The sequence below is a fragment of the Amycolatopsis speibonae genome, from assembly GCF_042647925.1.
Classification (GTDB): Bacteria; Actinomycetota; Actinomycetes; order Mycobacteriales; family Pseudonocardiaceae; genus Amycolatopsis; species Amycolatopsis speibonae.
Genome location: NZ_JBHRWK010000014.1, coordinates 111011 through 137468, shown reverse-complemented (window position 1 = coordinate 137468; position 26458 = coordinate 111011). Strand labels below are relative to the sequence as shown.

Here is a 26458-nt window from a genome sequence, read left to right as displayed (position 1 = left end):
TCGTGAGCTATTACGCGGCAGCGACACCGTGGTCGTCAGCGTGGACGGAAGCCGTCAGGCTCCGCTGCTTGGACCGCTCAGCCGCGCGAAGGGCCTTCGCCTTCGCGGCCTTGCCACCGGGGACACCGTTGATGTTCTCGGTGCTGGTCGCGTAGACACCCAGCGCCCAGGCGACGGCGTCGGAGTTGCGGTCGAGCGCGACGCGGTCGATGTTGCCGAGGTTGTCGCACTTCTGGTGGTAGCACTTGTCGTAGGGAACGTTGGCGCTACCGCCCCACTTGGCGGCCTGCGCCGCGGTCTTCACGCCTTCGGCACCGGTGAACAGGCCACCGGCCGGGATGCCGACCGCGATGAACTGGCCGTAGTCGGAACGACCGGTGAAGTCGGTGCCTTCGACCGGGACACCCTTGCCCTGCTGGAGGTAGTCCACGAGGGTCTTCTCGAGTTCGCCGGAACCGTACGGGCCGGGGCCCGCGCCGGTGACGTCGGAGTCGTCACCGTCGTAGGCGAAGTACGCCGCGTTCGGCGAGCCGATCATGTCGTAGTTGTAGTACAGCGCGATGTCGAGCTGCTGCTCGAAGGTCAGCGAGTTGACGTAGTACGTCGAGCCGACGAGGCCGAACTCCTCGGCGCTCCACCAGCCGAAGCGGACGGCGTTGTTGACCTTGGCCTTGCTGCCCAGCTGCAGCGCGGTCTCCAGCAGCGCGGCCGAACCGGACCCGTTGTCGTTGATGCCGGGGCCCTCGGTGACGCTGTCGAGGTGCGAGCCGAGCATCACGACGTTGTCCTTGCGACCGGTCTTGGTCTCGGCGATGACGTTGTAGCTGGTCCGCGCCTCCTGGAAGGCACGCAGGTCGAGGGTGACCGAGGCACCGGCCTTGCCGGCGAGCGCCTGGCCGTCGGCCTGGGTGACGCCGCCGGTCGGGATCTTGCCCGCTGCCGGGTCGCCCAGGGTGCCGTTGACCGGGCCCGGGACGTTGTTGTAGACGATCGCGCCGACGGCGCCCGCGGCTGCGGCGGTCGCCTGCTTCTGCGCGAAGGAGCAGCCACCGCGCTGGATCAGCGCGATCTTGCCGGTGACCCCGCCGGCGTAGTCGGCGGCTTCGCAGCCGCTGGTGTCGTCGACCGGGACCACCGCGAGCGGGGCGGTGATTCCGCCGGTGGGCGTCGACGGGCTGTAGGACATGATGATGATCGGGACGTCGGCGCCCGCGACAGTCAGCTTCTCCGCGAGGGTCTCCGCGTAGGTGAACGGGAACTCCTGCCGCGTGACCGTGAAGCCGGCCTGCTCCAGCTTCGTGGCGACGTACTCCGCGGACTTCTTGTGGCCCTCGGTGCTCGCGGCGCGGCGTCCGCCGTTCGCGTCCGAAATCCGCTGCAGTGCGATCAGGTGCCGGTTCACATTGGCGCCGTCGACCTTGTTGACGAGCTGCTTGGCCAGCGCGGGGCCGTCGATCTTCGGCGCGGCTGTCGCAGCGGGAGCCATTCCGACCGTGAGCGCGGCGGTGGCCATCACCACGATCGAGGGAACAATGCTTCTTCGCGAATATGACATGAGCGTCACCTTTGTGTGGTTTAGGTCATAGGTCAACCGACGTTCGGCGGACTTCCCATCACCGTTATAGGGTCGTCTGTATGTACGCGATCACCATCCGTGAGCCCGGCGATCCCGATGTTCTCGAATGGACCGAGGTCCCTGATCCGGTGGCGAGTGAAGGCGAAGTCGTCCTCGATGTCGCCGCGAGTGCCGTCAACCGTGCTGACCTGCTGCAACGCCAAGGCCACTATCCGCCTCCGCCGGGTGCGAGCGACATTCTCGGACTCGAATGTTCGGGCACGATCGCCGAAATCGGCGAAGGCGTCGAGGGGTGGCGAATCGGGGACGAGGTTTGTGCTTTGCTCGCCGGTGGCGGCTATGGGGAAAAGGTCGCCGTACCGGCCGGACAACTGCTTCCGCTGCCCGCCGAAGTCGAATTGCTCGCGTCCGCCGGACTGCCCGAAGTCGCGTGCACGGTTTGGGCGAATGTCGTCATGCACGCCAAGCTGACCGAAGGCGAGGTGCTGCTCGTCCACGGTGGCGCGGGCGGGATCGGCACGCACGCGATCCAGGTCGCCAAGGCGCTCGGCGCGACGGTCGCGGTGACGGCGGGTTCGGACGAGCGGCTGGAGAGCTGCCGCCAGCTCGGCGCCGACATCGCGATCAACTACAAGGAGCAGGACTTCGTCGAGGTCCTGCGCGCCGAGACCGGCGGCGCGGACGTCATCCTCGACAACATGGGCGCCAAGTACCTCGACCGCAACCTCGACGCGCTGGCCATGGACGGCAGGCTCGTGGTCATCGGCATGATGGGCGGGGTCAAGGGCGAGCTCAACATCGGCAAGCTGATGGGCAAGCGCGGCAGCGTGTACGGCGCCGGCCTGCGGTCGCGGCCACTGGAACAGAAGGCGGCGATCGTCGCCGACGTGCGCGAACGGCTGTGGCCGCTGGTGGCGCAGGGTTCGGTGAAGCCGATCGTCGGTCAGGTCGTGCCGATGGCCGAGGCCGCTTCGGCGCACAGCGCGTTGGAAGAAGGCACGGTTTTCGGCAAGGTGCTCCTCGCCGCTAAATCTTGACGAGTCAGGCGCAGCCTGTCCGTTGAGGGTGGTGGCGGGGCGGGGTCCGGGCTTAGCGGATCTCTTCCAGCACCCGGACGAGCTGGTTGACCTCGAAGACGTTCGAGTAATGCGCGAGTCCGATGCGGACGGCGCCGCCGACTTCGGCGGCGCCCAGTGATCCGAAGACCCCGCTCGTGCCGTCGTCGGCGAAAGCGCAAAGCCCTTGGGACGCGAGGTACTCCGCGACCTCGGGCGACTTCTTGCCCGCGACGGCGAAGGCCAGCGCGGGGATCCGGCGCATGGCGTCGCCGATGACCATCACGTGCCGCAGCGAACGCAGCTCTGTGGACAGTTGTGCCAGAAGTCCCGCGTGATACGACTTCGCCGAGCCCAGCGACGTCACCAGCTTCTCGCGCCGCGAACCCATCGCCGCGTCGTCCAAACCGGCCAGGTAGTCGATCGACGCGATCAAGCCCGCCAGCAACGGGTACGCGTGCGGGCCCAGCTCCATCCGGGCCGGGCCGCGCGCGGCCGGGTCGAGCGAGACCGACGGCAGGCGTTCGAGCAGTTCGGGGTCGCGGAACACCAGCGCCCCCACCGACGGCCCGCCCCAGGCCTGCGCCGAAACCACCATCACGTCGGCGCCGAGCGCGTTGAGGTCCAGCGGCACGAACGGCGCCGCGTACGTCGCGTCGACGACGACCAGCGCGCCGACGCGTTTCGCGAACTCGATCACCGTCGGGACGTCGGGCCGGGTACCGACCGAACCGGACGCCAGCGTGACCGCGACGGCCTTGGTACGCGCGGAGACGAGGTTCTCGTACTGCCAGGCGGGCAGCTCGCAGGTCTCGATGTCGATCTCGCCCCAGCGCACGACCGCGCCGACGCGTTTCGCGGCGCGGCGCCACGGCGCGAGGTTGGCCTCTTCGTCGAGCCGGGACACGACGACCTCGTCGCCGATCGTCCAGCGATCGGCCATCGCGTCGACCAGGCGGCGGATGAGGTCGGGCGCGTTGGGTCCGAGCACGACTCCGGCCGGGTCGGCGCCGACCAGGTCGGCGACCGCCCGGCGAGCGGCCGTGACAATACTTTCCGCACGCTGTGAGGCCGGAAACGCTCCACCCGGCCCGGACACCGGAGCGCGCATGGCCGTGGACACGGCCGAAGCGACCTGTTCAGGTACGAGCATTCCGGCGGCGCCGTCGAAGTGAATCCAGCCGTCACCCAGCGCGGGAAACAACCCACGGATACGAGCGACGTCGAACGCCATGGGGACACCGTACGGACGTGCGGTTTGGCGCTTTACCCGGGGTTGGGTGGCCGACCACGGGGCGCGACGATTCCCGCTACGCTCGGAGACGGCGCCGAAAACCACACTGCGCTTCGCGCCCGACGTAGGCCAGGATGGAGCACATGACCGACCCAGTTTCCCGTGAATCGACCACCCCCGGTGACGGCGGCGGAGACTCCTCACCCCACGTGGTGGTCGTCGGTCCCGACGGCGTCCCGGTCGGCACCGCACGTCTCGCCTCCGGTTCCGGCGAGGACGCGCCTCCGGAGGAGTCGCTCGGCGACCTCGTCGAGGAACCCGCCAAGGTGATGCGGATCGGCACGATGATCAAGCAGCTGCTGGAGGAGGTCCGCGCCGCGCCGCTGGACGACGCCAGCCGCACGCGCGTGCGCGAGATCCACCAGACCTCGATCCGGGAGCTGGAGCAGGCGCTGGCGCCGGAGCTCCAGGACGAGCTGGAGCGCCTGGTGCGCCCGTTCACCGAGAACTCGACGCCGTCCGACGCCGAGCTGAGGATCGCGCAGGCCCAGCTGGTCGGGTGGCTGGAAGGGCTGTTCAGCGGCATCCAGACCGCGCTGTTCGCGCAGCAGATGGCCGCGCGGGTGCAGCTGGAGCAGATGCGGCGCGGGCTTCCGGCCGGTCCTTCCGCGGGCGGTGCCTTCGGCGGGCAGGCGACCGGTGGCGACGCGCACGGGCCGGGCCAGTACCTCTGACACGCGCTATGAAAGGTCCTTTCCTTGCAAAATTTGCAAGGAAAGGACCTTTCATGGCAGCCCCGGGGGTCAGCGCAGGGAGCGGAAGAACGTCCGCAGGTCGCCGATGAGCAGGTCCGGCACCTCCAGCCCCGGGAAGTGACCCCCTCGGTCCGGAGTGGACCAGTGCACGATGTTGTCGGTGCGCTCGGCGAGACGGCGGATCGGGAGCCCGGTGTCCTTCGGGAACACGGCGACGCCAGTGGGCACAGTGGACTTCGGCGGCTCCGCGCCCCAGGCCGAGCCCAACGCGGCATAGATCCGCGAAGACGAGTTAGCCGTGCCGGTGAGCCAGTAGAGCATCACGTTGGTGAGCAGATCGTCACGATCGATCGCGTCCTCCGGCACGTCCCGCGAGTCCGAATAGGACTTGAACTTCTCCACCAGCCACCCGAGCTGGCCGGCCGGTGAGTCGGTGAGCCCGTAGGCAAGCGTTTGCGGCTTGGTCGCCTGGATCATCGCGTAGCCCAGCTCACCGAACTGGAATTCCCGCCCGCGCGCGAGCGCCGCCTCGCCCCGCGCGAGCTCGTCGCCGGTGAGCCCGTCGAGATCGGCCTCCGACTCGGGCACCGCGCTCGGCAGCATCGTCAGATGCGCGCCGATCACCCGTTCCGGGAATCGGACACCCACCTGACGCGAAACGATCGCGCCCCAATCGCCGCCGTGCACCCCGAACCGCTCGTACCCGAGCCGCGACATCAGCACCGGCCAGGCGCCGGCGATCCGGTCGGGACCCCAGTCCGCCTCGGTCGTCGGACCGGAGAAGCCGAACCCGGGCAGCGACGGCACGACGACGTGGAACGCGTCCTCGGGGTCACCGCCGTACGCGCGCGGGTCCGAAAGGGGGCCGATGACGTCGAGGAACTCCACAAGGGACCCCGGCCAGCCGTGCGTGAGCATCAACGGGATCGCGTCCGGCTCCGGCGACCGCGCGTGCAGGAAGTGGACGTTCGCGCCGTCGATGTTCGTCAGGAAACCGGGGAAACCGTTGAGGCGCTCCTCGTGAGCGCGCCAGTCGTAGCGGAGACGCCAGTACTCGGCGAGCTCCTGGAGGTACCCGAGCGGCGTCCCGAGCCCCCAGCCGACGCCGTCGATCCCGTCGGGCCAGCGCGTGTTCGCCAGGCGGGCGGCGAGGTCGTCGAGGTCGCGCTGCGGGACGGCGATCTTGAACGGCGTGATTTCGTCGGTCATGGGAACGACGGTAGGGAGGATCGAGGACAGGCGCGGTCCTCGATCCTCCCTACCGGTTTGTCGACTATTCGAAATCGATTCCCCAACGCTGGTTGGCCACGTACTGGCAGTCATAGATCACCAGACGTGTGCCGTCCGCGTCGCCGCCGCTCAGCGAGCCGAGGCACCGGCCGGAGCCGGTGTTCTCGATCATGCCGTCCGGCCGTTGGAACCAGCGCTGTGCGAGTCCGTAGTTGCAGTCCCACAGCTGGACAGGGGTGTCGTTCGCGGTGGCACCGTTGGTGACGTCCATGCAGCGGCTCTTCATCCTGATGGTGCCGTCGTTCTGCACCAGCACCTGCTGCGCGGTGGACCCGCTGCAGGTGTACAGGTTGATCGCCGTGCCGTTCGCGTCGTTGTTGTAGTACACGTCCGCGCACTTGCCGCTCACCCCGGCGAGCCGCCCCTTGTGCGGGAACGACCGGACAACACTCCAGACCTGGTACTGCGAGCCCGTACAGGCCTGGATGGTCACCGAGGTCGCGCCCTGGGCCGAGTCGAGACACTTCCCGGACCTCGGGTTGATGAGCGAACCGTCGGGCCTCAGCTGCCAGAACTGAGCGGCGTCACCGGTGCACTGGAACGACCACACGGGGGTCCCGTCGGCCGCGGCCCCGTTCTTCACGTCGAGGCAACGTCCGAGCGCCCGGACGCTCCCGTCCTTCGCCAGGGTCCACGTGTCCGACAAGGACGCGATACAACCTGTCGTCCCGATGGTCGCGCCGTTGGCCACGATCCGGCCGCTGACGTTGAGGCAGGACCCGAAGCCGTCGGTCAGCTGGCCCGCCGGAGCGGCGCGTTCCGCGATCTTCCAGATCTGCTGTGCCTGGCCGTTGCAGTCCTGGATGGTGACGACGGCCCCGTCCGTCGATCCGGCCGCCGACAGGCAGCGCCCGGATCCGAGGTTGAAGATCCGGCCGTCGTCGAAGATCTGCCATTCCTGCGTCGAGGACCCGGCACAGCCCACCGCGACCACGCGAGAACCGGCCGCCGTCGCGCCACCCTCCACGTCCAGGCACTGCCCGAGGACGTGGAGGGCCGTGTCCCCGGCGGTCCACTGCTGGGCAACGGAAGACGAACATGTCCACATCTGGACCGTGGTGTTGGTCGGCACACCTCCGGACAGATCGAGACAAGCACCGCCGACACCGGTGACGAGCCCGCTTGTCGACACTCGGTTCGAGCGCGTCCTGAGGTTGCGGTACTTGACCTGGTCACCTGTTCCGTGGCCGGAGAGCTGCACGTACGACCGCCGATTGAACATCGCCGGAGCGGTGTACTCGTTCACCTTGGTGCCGTTGAGCAGCACCGTCACCTTGGGACCGGCCACGGTGATCTCGAAGGTGTTCCACTCCCCGACAGGTTTCGCCGCTGTCGCGATCGGCGCCTTGATCCCCTTGATCGCCCCGGTCGCGTCCGCGGGCGCCGCCGAGGCTCCACCGATCGCGATCTGCGCCGCGGCGGGGCCAGGACCACGCGGAAGCCCGACGTGCACGGCCGACTGCGAGTTCGCGCCTGTCGCCTTCCAATCGACCTTCAGCGTGTAGTCGTTGTCGAACAGGTTGGACGGGTTCCACGGGCCACCCGTCCCTGCCAGCGTGCCGAATTCACAACCGTCCTGTGTGGCGAGGTTCGGCCCCCAGCGAGCAAGGGAAGACTCGGCCCTGCCGTCCATGAGCGAGCTGAAGCCGGGTTCGAGGTTCGCGTTGACGCAGTTCCCCGCCGGGCCGGCGGCCGGGCCTCCGACGAAGTAGCCGGCCACGTCAGCGGTGAGCTCGGCTTCTCCTTCGGAGTTCGACGCGCTGAGCTTCCCGCTCGCCCCCAACGGGACCAGCGCCGTGGCCGGAGCTGTCTTGCCCTGGTCGACCTGCAAAGCAGGTGCGTTGGCGAAGCCGGTCTCAGGTGCGAAGAAGGAGATTCCTGTGTTGATCACCTTGTCCGCCGCGGATCCGGTGACCACCACGCCTGTCGCGCCGAGCGGAACCCCCGCGGTGCCGGCGACCTGGGTGGTCACGGTGGCACCACGTTTGATGGTTCCCATCGGGACGCCGGTCCCGGTGCCGGTGTCGATCGCTCTGCTGGTCCCGAGCGCGGGGACGAATTTCGCACCGTCGCCGGGGGCGAACCAGCCCAGGAGGTCGACCGCGAGGTGGACCAGACCGGCCGAGTTCCGCAGCCGGATCTTCCCGTCGTCGCCGATCCGGACGAAGGCGATGTTGGACCGTCGCTGGCCGACGTTCATGAAGACGCTGCTGGTGTCGGGCGGGTAAGTCTGCGGATAGGCCGAGATGAAGGTCCCCGCCGTCGACTGACCTGCCGTGAGGTTCACCACCGCCGAGGTCGCGTTCGCCGGTACACCCGACACACCCCGGACCTGGACGGCGATCTCCTCGCCCGCACCGAGCGGCGTGTTCTTCACCGATGCCAGGTTCTTCGTGTCGAGGAGCCTGGCCCCGCCTGCCTTTGCCGTGTAGGTACCCACGCCGTCAGGGCTGAAGTATCCGGCGAAGTCCACCGTCATCCCAGGGGTGCCGACGGTGTTGTGGATGCGGACGGCCCCGTCGCCACCGAGCGGAACGATGACGGTCAAGGTGGTCTGCCTGTTGGTCTGCACCGGGAACCGGATCGGCTGCGCGGCACCGGGGTTGCCCGCGGTGAACCGCAGTTCCGTCGGCCCGTCGGTCAGACCGGCGGTGACGGTCAGCACGACCGCCGTCGCGTTGGGGGGCGCGCCGGGGACCGTCAGCGCGAACGTCTCACCTGCCGTGAAGCGTCGCTGGTGCCCACCGACCGCCGTGTTGGTGTCGAGGATCCGAGTCGGGTTCGTCTGGGCGGTGTAGCCGCTGGGCTGAGCGGCGGTCGCCGACCCTGGCGAACCCGCCCAAAGCACACCGACGCCCCAGTCGTTGGGAGATCCACCCGGCACGGCCTTCGCGCGAGACTTGAGCAGGTACTCCAGCTGCGTGGCGTCCAGCTGCGCGTTCGCGCCCTTGAACAAGGCGGCCACCCCGGCCACGTGCGCGGCGGCCGCGGACGTGCCGGTGAAGAGTTCCGACCCGTTGGTGTAGGTCGAAACGCTGCCAAAACCGGTGATGTCCGGCTTGGTCCGACCGTCGACCGTCGGGCCGTGACTGCTGTAGGGCTCGAGCTGCCCCGACGCGGGCTTGGTCGCACCTGTCGCCAAGACGTACGGCGAGCTGGCGGGCTCGGCGATACTCCCCGCCGGAGTCGACCACTGAAGACCGCCGGTCTTCCCGAGCTTGGACAGGTAGAGGTCGAACTTCGTCGTGAAGGGAGCGTTGTTGTTCTTGACCCAGGCGTAGTAGGTGACACCAGAACCGGTGTTGTTGGTGAAGGTCGCTTCTTCGACCGGGGCACCACCACCGGCGGTGTCACGCTGGGAGAGCGTCGACCGAGCCACCACATGCGGATCGTTCGGGCCGGTCGGAGCGGACGACCAGTCGGTGATGTACAGGTCGAGGTCCTTCGTCGTGACCGGCCAGGCATCCCAGCGCAGAGTCACCGTCGCGGGATGGCCCGCGCCGACCGAGAAGTTGTTGACCTCCGAAGCACCACTGAACTCGACCCAGGTGGACGCGCCGGTCCGATCCGCGGCCTCGCCGGCGAAATGCCGCTCACCGTAGTTGCCCGCCGCGGTCGACCACAGGATTCCGGCTTGGCGGGAACGCTGAACGACCTGTGCCGGACTGTTGACGTCCGGGCCTGTTCCGTCGCCGCGCCCGGCGCCCGGCGCGGCGATCGCCGCGCTGATGATCTGCACACCCTGCTGCTGTAGCCAATCCGCGGCCGGTGCGAAGCCCATGTCATCCTCGACGCACGCGAGATAGAGCTGTGCGGCGGGCGCCATCTCATGGACGATCTCCGCGACGTTTACGCCGTGCGGGTCGTCGATCGTCGCGTCGAGACAGTTCGAACCGTTGGTGACGAGCTGGGTCCCACTGGGGAGTTCACCTGCCGCCTGAGCGGCGGCGAGGCCGGCGAATCCGACATCGAGGATGCCGATCTTCACTCCGGCGCCCTTGTTGTTCGTGTCGATCCATGCCTGGGCCCCGGAAACCCCGACGCCTTCGGAAGTCACGCTCGACGGAAGCACCTTCGTCGGCCGCTTCACTTCGCGGACGCCTGGCTGCTTCGCCAGTTCGCCGATCTTGTCCTCGGTCACCGCCGCCCTGACCCGCCCGGGCTGCGCGGCGGAAACCGTCCCACCGACCGCCTTGACGGCGTTTCGGAGGTCGGACTCGTTCTGACCGTGAACGTAGAGGAGCACGTGGCCGTTCTGGTCCTTGGCCACTCGCTCCTTGGGTCTCTGCCCGGCCACCGATTCCGCGACCGGCGCGTCGCCTGGTGGCGCCGCGCTGGCCGGCAACGTGAGGCCACTCACCGCCAAGGACATGGTGGCGGCTACCAGGGCCGCACGTCGCAATGTCTTCATTTTTCCTTCCGATTACTTGAAGAAGCTGACTTCGCTCAACGGCGCGACATAGTCACCCAGCACGGGCGTATTCAATCGCCCCGAGAATATTTCGACCAGAAACTCGGTGAAACCACCGTCGAAGACCAGGTGATCGTCCTCACGATCGCCGACCACGATCTTCCAGTCGTCAACAGGACCGACCGTCAGCCAATAAAGCTGCTCGGACGAGGTACTGCTTCCCCAGCAGAGCAAACCACCAAGACTGGGGAAAGCGCCGAACGCATGATGGTGCGAAAACTCTTCAACCAATTCACCCAGCTGCCTGGTTCGCTCCATCCCATCCTTGAGCAAGTTCAGTCTTCCGTTCGAACAAGACGGGTGATCGATCCGAATGAATCTATCCGCTACCACCGCAGGATAGAGCGCACAGAATTCCATGTAGTCCTGCGGCAACTTGCTCCCAAGCCCCTGCTCGACCGAACTCCAGTCCACTGGATTCGGTTCGAAGTCGGGCACACCCAGCAAGTTAGCGAGCTCACCCACAGGCTCCCTCATAATGAGTCTCCCTTCGTGGGACATTGGAAACAATCACGTCGATACAAGTTCCACCACTGCCTATCGCAAATAACTTCACATACGAGGGAACGTTTCCACCCGTGTTGTCGTACACGGGGGTTACCACATAGTAAACTGTCTCTTTTCGCTTCTGCACAGCGTCAGCGACCGCATATTCGACACGTTTGATTTGAGACCTGTTGACATCACGCCGATAAGCGGGGATCAGGTTTTCAAGCTTCGTACCCGAACCGCCGAACCAGGCAGCAATAAGATGCGTCTTATCAAATGGGACACCGTTCTCATCCGCCCCTTTGTACCCTTTAGGGGCTTTAGAACCGGTCTTCGTACCTTTCACCAGAGGGTCACACAACTTGGCCGTCGCACCCGTGGCACGCAGCTGCTCATCCAGTGGAGAATATGAGATCCAGCCTCCACAGTAGTCTTTCTCCTCCTCCCCAGGGCGCACTGCGCCTTCCGGAGCGGTTTTATATCTTCTTTCGTACTCTCGGTACAACCAACTATTCGGGCCGATATCGGTTACCCGGTTTTCATCCTTGCTGTACTCGTCCCCCTTTTCCTTCACCTTGGTGTTCTGAGTCACGACGTCGATCTCGTCGGCGATCTTGGCTACGGTCTTACCGGCCACCAGCTTGACCGCTTGCTGCAGTGCGGCGCTCACCCAAGGCGGAGGGGGCGGAGGCTTCGGCGGAGTCGGCCGAGGTCCGGGCCCCCCGCCCCTGCCGCCCCCTACCTTCGGCCCGGGGCCAGTTCCCGGCCCTCTCGGCGGCCCGTCCAACCCCGGATTTCGTCCTTGCTCACGCAGCCACCAGGCCTCTTCTGCGACTTCTTCCTTCGTTGTCGACCAAGCGATCGGCCGGGCGACAGCGTCGACTCGACTTCCTGCCCAGGGCAACGTGCAGCTGCGAATACAGTTGTCGATCGCGGCATAAGCCGCGGCACCGACCAGAACGGCTCCGGCGATTTGCCAACCGATTCCGACAGCTCCGATTCCAACGGCAATCGGGTTATGTCCGTCGGAATCGACGTTTCCCATCACATCGCTGTTGCCGTACGTGTAGCGATTGGCGGCCACTGACGGCTTCGGGTCAAGCGTTTGGTCATCCCGCGAAAGGAACCCACCGCGCTCCGGCGAGTACCACCGCGCGGTCATGTTTACGTCGCCGGAATCCGGACTGGTCCAGTCTCCCTGGTACCCCAGATTCGAAGTCTCACCCGACGATGCGGTCACCACACCGAACGGATCGAACGTCCGCTGACCATCGACGACAGCGCCGAGATAGCGCCCGACGACATCGCCGTGCCGGTCGGCGTAGAGCAGCTTCCCGCCGGCACCGGCCTTGTCACTCAACGCGGTTCCGTCGGGGAGACGGGACACGGTGCGCATGCCGTCGGTGACGGTCTCGTTCGACATGCCGTCGTAGGTCAAGGTGACGTTGTTGCGGGTGTGGACGCGGTCCGCGCTGTCGTACTGATAGTTCGTCGCGCCTTGAGTGACCAGCCGATCGAAGGCGTCGAAACCGCTCGTCGTCGTGGTGCTCCCACGAGTCACCGCGGAGACAGTGCCGCGTTTCGTGTAGGTGTAGGCGGCGCCGCCACCGGACAAGAGCTGATTTCGCTCGTTGTAGGTGTAGGCCGCGCCGTTGACCGATGATCGGTTACCCGCGTCGTCCCAGCCATAAGTCGCCTGCTGGGTTCCGGCGGTCCACGAGGTCAGGCGACCGACACCGTCGTACCCGTAGGCATTGGTGGCGGGCGCACCAGGACGTGTCGAGGTCTTCGAGGTGACCTTGTCGTCCTTGTCGTACCCGTAGCTGTCGCCGAGCACGACTCGCGTACTGGTGTCGGTCGACTGCGTCAGGTTGTCCGACGCGAGCCTGCCGAGTTTGTCGTAACCGATGTTGCGGGTGACCCGCCCGGACAGCGCGCGGTCCTTCGTCAGAGAGAGCCGCCCGGCGTTGTCGTACCGGTAGTCCACCGTCCGACCGGTGATGGGGTCCGCCGCCGAGTAGAGCCGCCCCGCGTCGTCATAGGTGAACGTCGTGGTTCCGGCCGCATCGGCTCGCGTCGCGAGCGTCCCGTCGCCGTTGTAGCTGTAGGTGGCGGTTCCCATGGGCCCCTGCGAGGTTCGCAGGTTGCCGCGGTCGTCGTAGCGATAGTGCGTGTCACCGCCGGGACTGCCGACCTTCGTGACGCGGCCCGCCAGGTCGTACCCGAACGCGCGGTCTGTGGTCGCCTGTTCCGCGCCGGCGCCGCGCTCGATGGTCAGCCGGTCCTGGTCGTCGTACTCACGCGTGCGAGTGACGCCTCCTGGAGCGACCAGCTTTGTCGCACGTCCGACAGCGTCGTACGAGGTGGTCCAGGAACGATCGGCGGACGCGGTGGCTCCCGTGACAGCGGGTTCGATCACCGATTCCGGCAGTCCCCAAGGGTTGTAGGTGTAGTCCGTCGCGTTGCCCTTGCCGTCCACGAAGTGGCTGCGGCTGCCAAGCCGGTCGTAGCCGGTCCAAGTCGTGATGGACTTCGTGGCGTCGACCTTCTCGACCTGCTTGACGAGCCGGTTGAGGAAGTCATAGCCGTAGTCGACCGTCCGGCCTTCCGGAGAGACCGACTGCAGCACGTTCCCGTTACCGTCGTAGCTGGACGAAGACGAACGCTGCTGCTGGCCGTCGACGACCTGCCCGGTTCCGGTCATCCGACCCGCCAGGTCATAGGTCCTCGTGCTGACCAGACCGGTCGGGTCGGTGACGCTGTTCTGCCGTCCCGAGTTGTCATAGCCGTACGTCACCGTGCGGTTGGTCTCGTCGGTTGCGCCGATCAGGTCGTTCGCACCGTTGTAAGCCGTCGTGCTGACGAAGCCTTGTGGAGTGGTTTGGGAGGTGACGTTCCCGGCGTCGTCGTATCCGGTCCGGGCCGTGTAGAAGACGTTTTGACCGCCATAGCGCTCGACCTGCGTCGCCGTGATCCGCCGGCCGAGCTCGTCGTAGGTGAACTCCTCACGGGCACCGGTCGCGTCGGTGCTGCTCAGAAGTTCGCCGTTCCCGTTATAGGAAGACTTCAGGACCGACGGTGTGTCACCGACCTGCGGCAACGTCGAAGTGAGGACGCGGCCATAGGGGTCGTAGGTGTTCGTGGTGGTGCGGTTCAGGTGGTCGGTGACCGTGAGCGCGTTGCCCCCGCGGTCATAGACCGTCCGGGTCACCGGAGCGATCGGCTGGCCGCCCGGAGGTGTATAGGTGGGGAGAGTCCCCGCGGTCGCCCTGCCCATGTTGTCGCGCTCGGTCGTGGTGACGTTCCCAGCGCTGTCCTTGGACTGGGTGACCTCGCCGAACGTGTTGTGCCCCAAAGACTCGGTCAGCTCCACGTTCGCGGTCTTCTGACCGTTGACCCAAACGTCCACGGCCGGCTTGATCGTCGAGACGGGTTGTCCGGCCGCGTCATAGGTGTTGCGGGTTTCGACCTGTCGCCGGTCGGTGTTCGCCACCGCCAGCCCACGTTCGTCGTAAGTCGTGGTCGACGACAGGACCAGGCCCGTCGACGCGTTCGTGTCCTGCCTGCGAACACTGCCGTTGGGCGCGTAGGTGAAGTCGGTCGTCTCGATGCGCGCGGGATCGGCCGCACCGGTCGAGGAAGCGCGGGTGGGATTGCCCGCGCCATCTCGAACGAAGGTGGTCTTCCGCTTCACACCATCCGGGTCCACTGTGGACTCCGTGGCGTAACCGGCGGCGTCGTAAACTGTCGACGTCTTCCGGTTGCCTGCGGTGACCTGCTGCGTCAGGTTTCCGGCGGGATCGTAGACGCGTTGCTCCAGCAGAACGTCCCGAGCCGGTCCGGACGGAGGCTGATATCCCTCCAAGGTTGTCGTGGCGAGCAAGCCGTCGCCGTAGTAGCCGTACCGGGTGGCACGGTTCATCGCGTCCTGAACCCGCTCGAGTCGCCCGGTGGGGTCATAGCTCCGGTTCTCGACCCGCAAGCTGCCCATGCCCGAAGTGGCGGGATCGGCTCCGATGCCGCTGGCCACTCGCGACAACAGCCGGTGCTCGTCGTCGAACTGATCGGTCCATTTCGTGCCGAGGACATCGGTGGTGACGACCTTGAGCAGGTCAGGCGAGCGCTCGTACTGGACCACGCCGCCATCCGGGTAATTGACGCTGACCCGCTGATCGAAGGCGTTGTAGCCGAACGTGGTCTTCCGAGCGACGTCCCCTCCTGTCGCATCGGAGACCGTCGCCTCCAGCAGGTTGCCGTTTCCGTCGTAGACGTTGCTGGTGACGGGAGTGTGCGTCACACCGGTGATCGTGTTGGTCGCCGCCGGTCCGGTGATCTTCGCGATTTCGGCCTTCGGCGTGTACTCGAAGTTCTTGGTCCCGAACACCCCGCCGGCGGCGTTGCCCTCCCGCTGGGACAGGCGTCTGCCTATGCCGTCATAGGTGTACGCCGTGACCAGCCCCATCACGTCCCGGGTGAAGGCCAAGTCACCATTCGCCCGGAACGCGTTGGTCGCGACCTGGTTCCGCCGGTCGGTGGCCTGTATCAGCACCCCTGCGGGCACCTTGCCCCCGCCTTCGGCGGTTTCGGTGCCGTTGGCGTAGGTCCTCACCTCGGTCGGCGCGGCGATCTGCCCCGCCGGGATCGGGAACGTCGTCGTGGTGAGCCTGCCGGCGGTGTCATAGGCGTACAACGTCCGGAACCGGGTGTCCGTGGCGTTCGAAGAACGCGCATCCGAGCTGGTGGCGACCTTGTCGCGCCTCGGGTCCAACGGGTCGGACGAGGTGACATACGTGAAGTACGAAGTGTTGCACGACCCCACAGCCCGGCAGGTCTTGCGGCTCAGCACGTTGCCCCGGTCGTCCGTGGTCTGCTCGACCCGGTTGTCCAGCTCGTCGACGGTGGCCTTCAGGAAGCCCTTTTCGTTGTACTCCCAGTGTTTGTCGAATCCCTTGTGGACGATCGAGGTCTGGCGACCACCCTGATCCGCGTCGAACTTGTACGTCCACTCCGGGTAGGGGCCGCGCAGCGCGACCGTGCGCTCCGCGTTGTTGCGCAGCGGCAGGTCGAGTGTCCACTTGCGACCATCGTGATCGGTGAGCGCCTTCGCCCGGTCGGCTCGATCGTCGTAACCGATCTCGGCGAAGACTCGACCGTCCTGCGGCAAGGTGATCTTCGTGAGCTGGTCGATCGTCCGTGCGGCACCGAAGTGCTGCCCGACAGCAAACGGGCTCAAGGTGTGCTGGTAGAGCGCGACCTCGTCGATCGAACCGTTGAAGTAGAAGTCGCCGCCGTTCGTCGACGGGAAGTTCTTGCCGACACCGCCGCCGACCACCAGTTTGCCCAGCGTCCCGTGGTCGATCAGCCCGGTGATCGTTCCGATGGCCCCGCCATCGAGGTACAGCGTCTGGCGATCGACCTCGGACGTCAGCACCGCGTGGTGCCAGCCGTTGTCGTTGACCGGGTTCGTACTGATCACCTGGCTCGGCCCGGTCACGTTACGGGCCGACAACCCACCGTAGAGGTGACCGTCGATTCCCACGTAGAGCAAAGGTCGCCATTTGGCGGGTGCGGTGGCGGGGAAGGCCTGATCGGCATAGCTGAGCAGGGTCCCGCTCGCCCCGGTCTTGAACCACAATTCGGCGGAGACCGACATGTTCTCTTTGAGCAGGTCGTCCGGCAGAGTCAGGTGACTGGCCATGCCGTCGAAGACCGCGGCTGTGTCGGTCGTGCCGCCGAGTGCTCCAACCGCCCCGAAGCCGAGGCCGTTCTGCCTGCCGGAGTCGGCGCCCGGCGTGCGAGCCGCGGCGTTCGCCGTCGTCGGCCCGCTGTCCTCGTTGAGCCGCCAGTAGCCGCGCGGCCCGTCGTCCATGACCGAACTGCGGTAGTGCGAACCGGCGAGACGCCCGTAGGTCGTGCAGTTCGGTGCCGCGCCGGGAGCGCAGACACCGGTCAACGTGTCGCCGTCGTAGGTGTAGTTCCAGGTCAACGGATCCTGCCCGGCGGCGGGCGGGGGTGTCTGCACCTTGGTGACGTGCGCGCCCGTCCAAGTGATTCCCAGGGAGCGCCCGGATACGTCGTTCACCACCGCGGTCACGTGCCCGGAAGTGTCGTACTCGAGATGCTCGGTGAGCCCTGCCGGGTCGGTGATCCGGATCAGCTTGCCCGCGTTGTCGAACAGCCAGCGACTGCCGGTGACGTCCCTGAGCGTGTAGTAGCCGGTGCCACTGTCGTAGACAAGATCGACGTTCTGGCCCATCGGCGGCGCGAAGGAACCGTCCGGGTTACGGCCGAACCTGGCCTGCCTGCCGTTCGGATAGGTCAGCAGGACGTCGACGACGACGTTCTGCGCGGACCGGTTCGGGACGAGCCGGGTGTCCAGCCGGGACGCCCAGCCGACGCCGAATGCGGTGTCCCTACGGGGATCCAGGCTGTTGTACGTCCTCGTGATGGTGAGATCGGGACCGACGGTGGCGACGTTGGCGTCGGTGACGACGGTCGAATAGTTCCCGATCTGCGGATCGAGACCAGGACCGTTCACGGTGTCCGGACTGCCCGCGAGGTGCGAGGTGATCTCCGGCTGCGGAACGCGCGTGGTCAGCGCCAGCGGGCCGACCCAGTTCGGCGACGGGCTCACCGTGTCATGGGTCTTGACGCCCCAGTAGTAGGTCTTGCTCCAGGCCAGCTTGCCTCCCGGCGGCACCCAGCTTTCGGGGCCCCACGGGGAATCCGTGCAGTTCTGAGTCAGCGCGGCATCGGCGCAGATCCGGAACTGGAACGTGAACCCCTTGTTCGGCCAGTTGTCGTCATCGACGGCACGGGCGAACAAGGTAGGCGTCAAGGATTCGACCGTCGCGCCGTTTCCGGGCTGCTGGTAGTTGGACCCCGGTGGAGTGTTCTGGACCTTCAGCGGAGCTGAACCGTAGGGAACCTCGTAGACGACGTGAAAGTCCTCGTTCGCGGGATTCCACATGGTCAGCAGAAGTTCGTAGTCACCCGGGGCCAACGCGGTCAGCGGCACCGTGATGGTCGCCTGGCCACCGGGCGGCACGTCCACGCCCGGCGCGACTCCCTGTGAGGTCTTGATCACCGTGCCGTTCTGTTTGACCAGATAACCCAGCCGGTATCCGCCACCGGCCGCCCACGTGGACGAACCCTGGTTCGTGACCTTCGCAGTGAACGTTCCCTCGCGCGTGTTGGTCGGCAGGAGGACGTCGGTAAGCTCGTAAGCGGCGCCTTCCGGCGCGTAGCGAACATCCAGGTACGGCTTGTTAGGGGTGTTGGCGGAGGCGAAGCGTTTGAAAGCCGCGCTGTCGCCTTCGTTGGCGGCGCGGATGGTGAAACCGTTGCCCAAAGCCGTTCCGTGCGACCACTGGATGGCGATGTCCTGTGGCAGGACGAACTGGGTCAGGTACTGACCCGCGCACCCCGCGCCCAACGCCGGAACGTCCACGGTCGCGAGCGCCCGGCCCGCCGCCGCTCCCGGCCACACCGCGTTGTTGCCCCAGCCTTGGGTGACCTCGAACAGGGTGACCGGGCGTGTCTGACACGAATGAATGGCCAGCACGTCGAGCGTCGCCCCGATGATGTACTGGTTCCGAAGGGCGGCGGAAACGGACTCGAGCTTCAGGTACGAACGGGAGATGGTCCTCCCGCCGTTCGGCGAACCGACCTCGAGTTCGATGTTCCCCGAATTGTTCTGCGTCGTACCGGACTTGACGTAGGTGTCCTCGTTGACCCAGACCTTCCCGACACTCGGGTCCACGACGACGGGAAAGACGCGACTCGGATCACGCAGCCAAGCCGTGTCCAGATCGACTCGCAGGGTCCAAGCCTCGGCACCGGTCTGCGCGAGCGAGTACCGGACGCCCTCGCTCCGGACACCGGTCCCGGTCACCGGATCGACCTTGCCGTCGACCATGAAACCGGCGGGAATGACTCCCCGCACCGTGCCGGCCGGGTCGATCAGTTTGACGTCGCCATCGACGATCCGCGGACGAAGCGCGCCGGTATGCAGGGTGAAGGCATAACTCGTTCGCGCCTTCGACGAGTGCAGGACGAGTTCCTCTTTGAGCCCGTCACCGGTGGCCGACAAACGCAGGTCCACGTCCGGCATGGCACCGGGATAGGTCACGCTCTCCGCGGCCGGTCGCGCTGATGCGGGAGTGGCTTCCTGAAGGGCGTAAGCCAGCGTGTGGCCGCCGTCCAACCGGACGGTGGCCACCTGCCCCGCGTTCGCGAGCGGTGCGAAGCTGACAGCGGTCGGGGCGTTCCTCGGGGACCACCGGCCATCCGGGCCCGCCTGCAGGTTCAGGTCGACCGGGGCCCAGCCGCCGTCGGCCTTCCGAACGTTCGCTTGTCCGGTGTGCACCCGAAGCGTGCGGCTGCCGTCTGGATTGTCGAACGTCTGGGTGTCCGCCGTGCGGTCCTGTGGCCGCTCGACGGCTTGGGGATCGATCGCCGGCAACCCGCTTCGCTGGTCGACGGCCGGCTTGACGTGCTTCCCGCCGTTGACCACACCGTTGACCTGAGGCGGCGCGGCGGCCGAGTCGGCCACCGCGCCGGGAGGACGAGGAGTGTCGCGAGGCTCGAGTCTCGGTCTTTCGTCTCTCCCCGAACCCTGCCCGGTGCCCGGTCTCTGCTCGGGCGAGTCGAGCGAAGCTCCCAGCGGCAACGGCTCGGCCGGTTTGGCGTACTCGACGGCCGAGCCGGCCACAGGAAGCAAGACGGCCAGCACGAGGCCGAGAATCAACCAGTTCCGCGCAGCATTGACCACACGTGAACGCGCCACAGTGACGTACCCCCACAGACCGAACGGTCGTCCCCCGACGCCGAACGAAACGTTAAGTGGGCGTAAAACGATCAGTCAACGGGCCAGAGCACGAACTACTCGAATGCCGTAACGGAACGAAACATCCCATGTACTCCAAGTGGCCGAACGATCAACTGCGAATGAGCCGCGCCCACCGCCTGCGCAGCGGAGTCACCTGAGCCTCCGGAGGCCCGTCAGGCTCCGGGACGGGGCGGATCACAGGTGCGTAGACGGACTTCGCCAGATCGAGTTTCGCCTTCTTGAAACCGGCCAACGCGTCGGGTGTGTATCCGCCCGCCTTCGGTCGATCGGGTACCTGACTCAGGTCCTCCAGCAGGGTCCAGTTGGACCCGAGCGCCGCGAGAGAACGATGCTTCGTCGCGTAGTAGTCGGGGTGGATCGAAACCGCGACTCCCGAAGCACCCGCCGCCGCGGCCAGCATGTGCAGGTGGAACCTGGTGGAGATCCAGGTCTGCCGAGGCGAGACCGGAAGCCCGTGTGTCCAGATGTGCGAAAACGGGTAGAACCGGGCGCCCGGCAACTCTCGCTCGAGCAGGGCGAACACCTCGCGGTCGACGCGAGGCACGCCTTCGACGACGCCGATCTTCTCAGGCGGGATCTTCCACGAGCGCAGCATCGAAAGCACCGCGCCCGCCAGCTTGCCGACCCCGACCTCCACCAGATCGGACTGGATGCAGAGCATGACCTCGGGCAGTTCCTCGGCCTCCTCGTAGAGGTGCGAGCCGATACCGATGAACGCGTCGTCGAGCCCCACGGGAAGGTCCAGCAGCTCCGCGGAAGCGTCGTCGCGGACTTCCACGATCTCGAACCGGTCGGCCAGCGCACGCAGCAACGGCGCGACGTCGTCGCAAGCGGGTAGCAGCCCCTGCCCCGTCATGGCCGCCCGGCCACCGGAACGCTCGGCGGCGGCCGCCGCTCCGGCCAGGAGGCCGATCTGCTTGGGCCAGAGCTTGTTGATGTAGCCACCACCGACGACGTGCACCACATCGACCGTCGCGAGCAGCTCGATCCCGTGATGCAGCCTGGGCATCATGCCGGGGTTGTAGATGGCTTCCCGGACCCACGCGGCCGCCTGCCACGGGTCCTCGGAAGGGGCCTCCCAGCAGAGACGCCACAGTGTGTCCGTGAACTTCGCTCGCGGATGCAGCCCGTCGAGGAGGACGGCGGCGGGACCGGGCGAATGGGTGTCGACCCATACATCCGCGTCGGGCGCCACTTCAGCCAGATGCCGGAGCCAGCTCGCGGCAATGAGTTCGTCACCGTAATTGGGGTGACCGACCGGCGCGACCAGGTAATACAGCGCGCGCTGGGCAGGCTTCGAAACCGAAGCCGTTCTGTCGGGGACCGGCATCCGTGCATCGTAACGCCGCACACACCGTTACTGGAGCGGGAGCGCGAAACCACCTCGAGACGGGGCGGCCCAGGCCCGATCGGCCCCATCGGTACCCTCGTTCCCGTGCATGCCACCAGCACGGTTAACGCCGCCGACAGTGCTGCGCCGACCTCGGTTCCGCCGATTTCGGACAGCAAGACGTTTTCGCGCGCGTTCGCCGACATCAAGACCGGGTTCGCCGCCAAAGAGCTTTGGGGACACCTCGGCTGGCAGGACATCAAGCAGCGCTATCGCCGCTCGGTGATCGGCCCGTTCTGGATCACCATCAGCCAGGGTGTCATCGCGCTGGGCCTGGGACTCCTGTACTCACAGCTGTTCGGCATGCCGACGGCGACGTTCCTGCCCTACATCAGCACCGGGTTCATCATCTGGGGCTTCATCAGCGGCTGCCTGTCCGAGGGCATGGAGACCTTCATCTCCAACGAGGGGCTGATCAAACAGCTCCCGGCGCCGCTGTCGGTCTACGTGCTGCGCACGGTGTGGCGTCAGACCCTGATGCTGATGCACAACCTGATCGTCTACGTGATCGTCGTGGCGATCTTCTACACCGCGCTCAACCATCCGTACTCACTGAACACCGGCAACTGCAATCCGGGCTACTCCGGCATCTGCCACCCCGGCATCGGCTGGTACTCGCTCACCGCGATCCCCGGCTTCTTCATGCTCGCGCTGAACGCCGGCTGGGTCACCCTGCTGCTGGGCATCATCTCGACCCGCTACCGAGACATCCCGCAGGTGATCAGCTCGATCATCCAGCTGCTCTTCTACCTGACGCCGATCGTGTGGCCGATCGACCAGCTGCTGGCGGGCGGCGCCCGTGCGAACACCTCGTGGGCGCTGCCGTTCGTCCACGGCAACCCGTTGTTCCACTTCATCCAGATCGTGCGCGCGCCGCTGATCGGACAGGAAGTCAGCATCAACAGCTGGTACGTGGTGCTCGGCATCACCGTCATCGGCTGGATCCTCGCGCTGGTCGCGATGCGCAATTACCGTTCCCGCGTCTCTTATTGGGTGTGACAGATGGTCAGCATTGATGTGCACAACGCCTACGTCGACTTCCCGATCTTCGACGCGAAGACCCGCTCGCTGAAGAAGCGCGTTCTGGGCAAGGTCGGCGGCAAGATCGGCACCGAGAGCAAGGTGCCGATCATCGAAGCCCTCCACGACGTGACGCTCTCGCTGAAGCAGGGCGACCGCGTCGGACTGGTCGGCCACAACGGTGCCGGGAAGTCGACCCTGCTGCGACTGCTGTCCGGGATCTACGAGCCCACGCGTGGCTCGGCGAAGATCTCGGGCAAGATCGCGCCGGTCTTCGACCTCGGCATCGGCATGGACCCGGAGATCTCCGGGCTGGAGAACATCATCGTCCGCGGCCTGTTCCTCGGGATGACCGCGAAGCAGATGGAAGCCCGCATCGACGACATCGCGGAGTTCACCGAACTCGGCGACTACCTGCAGATGCCGCTGCGGACGTACTCCACGGGTATGCGCGTGCGGCTGGCGCTGGGTGTGGTCACCTCGATCGACCCGGAGATCCTGATCCTCGACGAGGGCATCGGCGCGGTCGACGCGGCGTTCCTCAACAAGGCCAAGGACCGGCTGAAGGATCTGGTGAAGCGGTCCGGCATCCTGGTGTTCGCCAGCCACTCCGACGAGTTCCTCTTCGAGCTCTGCGACTCCGCGATCTGGATGGACGAGGGACACGTCAAGCAGCGCGGTTCGCTGCGTGACGTGCTCACCGGCTACAAGGGGCGCGACCCGTTCGAGAACATGAGCAAGGAGACGCTGGAGCGGTTCGGCGTCGAACCCGAGACGGTGTCGCTGACGAACGGCGGTCAAGGATGACCAGCGAGACCCGGCAGTTGCCCGAAGGCGCGGTCGTCGGCGTGGTCGTCACGCGCCATCGGCGGGAACTGCTCGCGGACTCGCTCAAGGTGATCGCCGCGCAGACACGGCCCGTCGACCACCTCGTCGTGGTCGACAACGGGCCGGACAAGTCGGCGCGGGACATCGTCGAGAGCTACCCGCTTCCCTTCACGTACCTGCCTTCGCACCGCAACCTCGGTGGCGCGGGCGGGTTCGCGCTCGGCATGCTGCACGCGCTTTCGCTGGGCGCGGACTGGGTCTGGCTGGCCGACGACGACGGCCGTCCCGCCGACGAGAACGTCCTCGCGATCCTGCTGGACGAGGCCGAAAAGCGGGATCTGGCCGAGATCTCCCCCGTGGTGTCCAACATCGACGCGCCGGACAAGCTCGCGTTCCCGTTGCGGCGCGGCCTGACCTGGAAGCGTTCGTCGTCGGAACTGGGCGTCGACTTCCTGCCCGGCATCGCCTCGCTGATGAACGGCGCGCTGTTCCGTGCGTCCACTTTGGACGTCGTCGGCGTGCCGGACCTACGGCTGTTCTTCCGCGGCGACGAGGTCGAACTGCACCGGCGCCTGGTGCGTTCGGGGCTGCCGTTCGGCACCTCGCTGAAGACCGCGTACCTGCACCCGGACGGCTCGGACGAGTTCAAACCGATGCTGGGCGGCCGGTTCCACGCGCAGGACCCGGAAAACGAGGTCAAGCGCTACTACACCTACCGCAACCGCGGATATCTGCTGTCGCAGCCGGGCATGCGCAAGATCGGCGCGCTCGAAGTCGTGCGGTTCGGGCTGTACTTCGTCGGGGTGAAGCGGGACCCGAAGGCTTTCCTGCAGTGGCTGAAGCTGGTGCGCCAGGGCCGCAAGGAAAAGTTCTACCGCTACTGAGTCAGACGGAAAAAGGGGCCCCTCGCTCGTGCGAGGGGCCCCTTTTTCGTCTGTCTATTCGCCGATGACCGGCGGCGCGGTGCGCATGTCGGTGCCGAAGACCTCGTCCGGGTCACCCTCGACGAGGTACGTCGGACGCTGGTGCTCGGTGTCTTCGTCGCCTTCCGACTGCTGACCGCGGCCACCCATGCCACCGCCCATGCCGGGCCCGCCACGACCGGCGGCGCCACCGCCGAGACCGCCCATGCCGCGGCCTGCCGCCGCTTCGGCGGCGCCGACACCACCGGGGCGGGCCGCGCCGGACGCGGAACCCGAACCGGGCGTCGAGCCCGAACCGCCACCGGGACCGAAGCCGCTTCCGCCACCGCTCCGGCCACCTCGGCCGTTGTACTCCGAGTCGCCCATGCCGCCGCCCATCATGGGCGACATCGGCATGGGGCTCATCGGCATGCCGTTCATGTTGTTGTTCGGGCCGGGCGTGCCGACCGGCGGCTGGTTGCCCAGGAAGCCCGACGGTGTCGTGCTCGAGGGGATGCTGCCCGCACCCGTGCTGCTGCCCGGGCCGGGGATGTTGCCGGAGCCCGGCGGGATGACTGAGCCACCGCCTCCGCCACCACCGCCGCCGTTGCCTCCACTACCGCTGCCGGGCGGGATGTAGGTGTTGCCGGGGTTGCCGTGGCCGGGCGGGTTCGACGAGCCGGGAGGCACCTCGTAGCGGCCGGACTTGCCCGGGTCCTCACCGTTGCCGCCGCCGTCCACGCCGAACTTCGGCGGCTCGGCGAACGACGGCTGCTTCGACGCGGCGTCGTACAGGGCCTTGTCGTAGTTGTGCATGGCCGAGGCGGCCTCGGTGTGCGCGTCCTGGCTGTCCTTCTGCTTCTGGATGGACTTGTCGATGTTGTCGCCCAGGTTGAACGGGTTCGACGTCACCCAGCCGCCGACCTCGTCCTTCCAGTTGAAGGTGATCGGCTTGGGCATCGTGTTCTTCACGGTGGAAGCCGCGGTGCCCTGGTCGTAGATCGTCTCGGAGGCGAGCTTCGCGTTCTGGGAGTTCGCCTCGGACCACTTGCTGAGGCTCTTGAAATAGCCCTGCGCGTTGCCCGCCGCGTCACCTTCCCAGGTGCCCTGCGACGAACTGACCGCCTTGTCCATGGTCGTCGAGAAGGTGCTGAACGCCTTGTGCAGGTCGTGGTACGCCGTGGAGACCTCGGTGACCTGCTCGACGTTCAAGTTGCTGTTGACGAACTGTTCGAGCTTGTCGTGCTCGTAGCCCTGGTAGTCCGCGTTCGACGGCTCCAGCCCCTCGACGTACTTGACCTCGCCGTCCTTGGTCAGCTGATCGACGTTCTTGTCGCCGACCTCCTGGGACTGCTGGTGCGCCTTCCCGGAGGCCATGAACTGCTTGACCGCGCCGAAAAGCCAGCCGTCGCTGGGGTCGACGCCTTCCTGGGCCTTCTGTTGGAAGTACGTGTCACGCGCCGCGGGTGAAAGGTCGGAGACCTGCTTCTCGCTCAGGTTCGGTGTCTTCGTGGTCATCCTGATTCCCCCTTAGCCCTTCGGAAGCTTCGGTTCGACGAGGTCTGCGACCTTCTCGGCGATCCCGCAGGCCTTCTCGGTGTCTTCGCCCGCGATCAGGACGTCGACCCGCGCCGACGCCGTGAGTTCGAGAGCCATCAGGCACCCACCCGGAGGCCTGGGTGCGAGTACCGCCTTGCGGCCGTTGACGTTGCCGCTGGTCTTGCCGTTGCCGGCGTCGCTCACCGTGTCGAGCCCCTGGGTGTCACGGACGCCGACACCGATCGAGAGGCCTTCGGCGGCTGTCGCCGCTTCCTTGCTCAGCGTGCAGAGACGGGCTCCGCCCGCGTTTTCGCTGGTCGGCGGCTTGAAGGTGCCGTAGGACGCCAAGTCCGCCGCGCTGACGAGCGAACACGGGTCGATCGACGCCGTGTCCCCGCCGGACGTGGCCGGGGCGCTGGACGCGCTCGACTGCGCGGGAGGGGCCGACGGCGCGGGACTGGCGCTCCCCGGCTTCTCGCTGGAGCACGCGGCCAGTACCAGGGCGGCCGCGGCGAGCGGCACCACGTAGAGCTTCTTCATCGTCCTCAAGCCTGAATCTTCTTGGTGGCGTCGATCGCTTGGTCTTCGACACCCTTGTACAGTCCTGCGGCCCTGGCCAGCGCCTCGTCGGCGTCCTTGACCACCTGTTCGAACTGTCCGATGACCGCGCTCGCGGAGTTGGCCGACTGGGCGGCGCCCTTGTGGTCGTGGGCCGCGACAGCCTTGCCGTAGGGGTGGCCACCCAGCTGCGGCGCGTCGTTGAGCGCCATGGTCTTGATCTTCAGCTCTCTGAGCTCTTCCGACATGTTCGCCAGGGCTTCACGAAGCGGCTTGACGCCCTCTTCGCTGATCTTGAAGCCGCCGCTCTTGGCGGCCGAGACCAGCTTCTGAGTCTCGGCGCTGACCTTGGCGATCGCGGCCTGGTTCAGGCCACCCGCCGCGACGTAGTTGGCCGCCGCGCCCACGGCCGCGCCGATCGAGAAGTTCGGTGCCGCCTGTCCGCCGTCCGCTTCGAAAGCCATCGTCCGCCCCACTGCATCGTCTGCTCGCCCGTGCGT

15 protein-coding genes are annotated in these 26458 nt (G+C 66.7%); 5 read left to right on the top strand and 10 right to left on the bottom strand.

From position 1 onward, the window contains the following. Positions 1-10: 10 nt before the first annotated feature. Positions 11-1555 (bottom strand): M28 family metallopeptidase, encoded by a 1545-nt coding sequence (locus tag ACFOSH_RS08570; protein WP_378238185.1) that lies wholly within the window; start codon positions 1553-1555, stop codon positions 11-13. Between the two features lie 80 nt (positions 1556-1635). Here ACFOSH_RS08570 and ACFOSH_RS08565 point away from each other — a divergent pair, with 80 nt between their 5' ends. Continuing rightward, positions 1636-2613, top strand: coding sequence for an NAD(P)H-quinone oxidoreductase (locus tag ACFOSH_RS08565; RefSeq protein WP_378238184.1), 978 nt, complete (start codon positions 1636-1638; stop codon positions 2611-2613). Between the two features lie 52 nt (positions 2614-2665). On the opposite strand, the gene ACFOSH_RS08560 is transcribed toward ACFOSH_RS08565, so the two are convergent. Continuing rightward, the gene (locus tag ACFOSH_RS08560; protein ID WP_101611815.1) at positions 2666-3865 is read right to left on the bottom strand and encodes a cysteine desulfurase-like protein; all 1200 of its coding nucleotides are present in this window, start codon (positions 3863-3865) and stop codon (positions 2666-2668) included. A 134-nt stretch (positions 3866-3999) separates the two neighbouring features. On the opposite strand from ACFOSH_RS08560, the gene ACFOSH_RS08555 reads away from it, so the two are divergent. Next, a complete protein-coding gene (locus tag ACFOSH_RS08555) occupies positions 4000-4599 on the top strand; it encodes a bacterial proteasome activator family protein (RefSeq protein WP_378238183.1) in 600 nt (199 codons plus the stop codon). A gap of 69 nt (positions 4600-4668) precedes the next feature. Here ACFOSH_RS08555 and ACFOSH_RS08550 read toward each other — a convergent pair whose 3' ends face one another. From ACFOSH_RS08550 to ACFOSH_RS08530, 5 genes are all read right to left on the bottom strand, one after another. Beyond that, the gene (locus tag ACFOSH_RS08550; protein ID WP_378238182.1) at positions 4669-5829 is read right to left on the bottom strand and encodes an epoxide hydrolase family protein; all 1161 of its coding nucleotides are present in this window, start codon (positions 5827-5829) and stop codon (positions 4669-4671) included. Positions 5830-5893: 64 nt separating this feature from the next. Continuing rightward, on the bottom strand, positions 5894-10321 hold the full coding sequence (locus ACFOSH_RS08545) for a ricin-type beta-trefoil lectin domain protein (RefSeq protein WP_378238181.1): 4428 nt from the start codon (positions 10319-10321) through the stop codon (positions 5894-5896). A 12-nt stretch (positions 10322-10333) separates the two neighbouring features. Continuing rightward, positions 10334-10819, bottom strand: coding sequence for a hypothetical protein (locus ACFOSH_RS08540; protein WP_378238180.1), 486 nt, complete (start codon positions 10817-10819; stop codon positions 10334-10336). Positions 10820-10838: 19 nt separating this feature from the next. Beyond that, positions 10839-19604: a DNA/RNA non-specific endonuclease gene (locus ACFOSH_RS08535; protein WP_378238179.1), complete on the bottom strand. Its 8766-nt coding sequence runs from the start codon at positions 19602-19604 to the stop codon at positions 10839-10841. A gap of 205 nt (positions 19605-19809) precedes the next feature. Beyond that, positions 19810-21051, bottom strand: coding sequence for a polysaccharide pyruvyl transferase family protein (locus tag ACFOSH_RS08530; protein ID WP_378238178.1), 1242 nt, complete (start codon positions 21049-21051; stop codon positions 19810-19812). A gap of 105 nt (positions 21052-21156) precedes the next feature. Between ACFOSH_RS08530 and wzm the strand changes: the two genes are divergently transcribed. The 3 genes from wzm to glfT1 are packed head-to-tail and all read left to right on the top strand — an operon-like array spanning position 21157 to position 23843. Further along, positions 21157-22110, top strand: a complete 954-nt coding sequence (wzm, locus tag ACFOSH_RS08525; RefSeq protein WP_378238177.1) for a galactan export ABC transporter permease subunit Wzm/RfbD — start codon at positions 21157-21159, stop codon at positions 22108-22110. Positions 22111-22113: 3 nt separating this feature from the next. Then, positions 22114-22938, top strand: a complete 825-nt coding sequence (gene wzt, locus ACFOSH_RS08520; RefSeq protein WP_378238175.1) for a galactan export ABC transporter ATP-binding subunit Wzt/RfbE — start codon at positions 22114-22116, stop codon at positions 22936-22938. Then, on the top strand, positions 22935-23843 hold the full coding sequence (gene glfT1 / locus ACFOSH_RS08515) for a galactofuranosyltransferase GlfT1 (protein WP_378238174.1): 909 nt from the start codon (positions 22935-22937) through the stop codon (positions 23841-23843). Before wzt ends, glfT1 begins: the two co-directional genes overlap by 4 nt. Positions 23844-23897: 54 nt before the next feature. Here the strand turns inward: glfT1 and ACFOSH_RS08510 are convergent, their stop codons facing one another. From ACFOSH_RS08510 to ACFOSH_RS08500, 3 genes are read right to left on the bottom strand one after another with little or no spacing between them, the layout of a single operon-like run. Then, positions 23898-25379, bottom strand: a complete 1482-nt coding sequence (locus ACFOSH_RS08510) for a hypothetical protein (protein ID WP_378238173.1) — start codon at positions 25377-25379, stop codon at positions 23898-23900. A gap of 12 nt (positions 25380-25391) precedes the next feature. Beyond that, positions 25392-25940 carry a DUF3558 family protein gene (locus tag ACFOSH_RS08505; RefSeq protein WP_378238172.1) on the bottom strand — a complete coding sequence of 183 codons (549 nt, stop codon included), beginning with the start codon at positions 25938-25940 and terminating at the stop codon, positions 25392-25394. A 5-nt stretch (positions 25941-25945) separates the two neighbouring features. Continuing rightward, positions 25946-26422 (bottom strand): hypothetical protein, encoded by a 477-nt coding sequence (locus tag ACFOSH_RS08500; RefSeq protein WP_378238171.1) that lies wholly within the window; start codon positions 26420-26422, stop codon positions 25946-25948. Positions 26423-26458 lie beyond the last annotated feature (36 nt).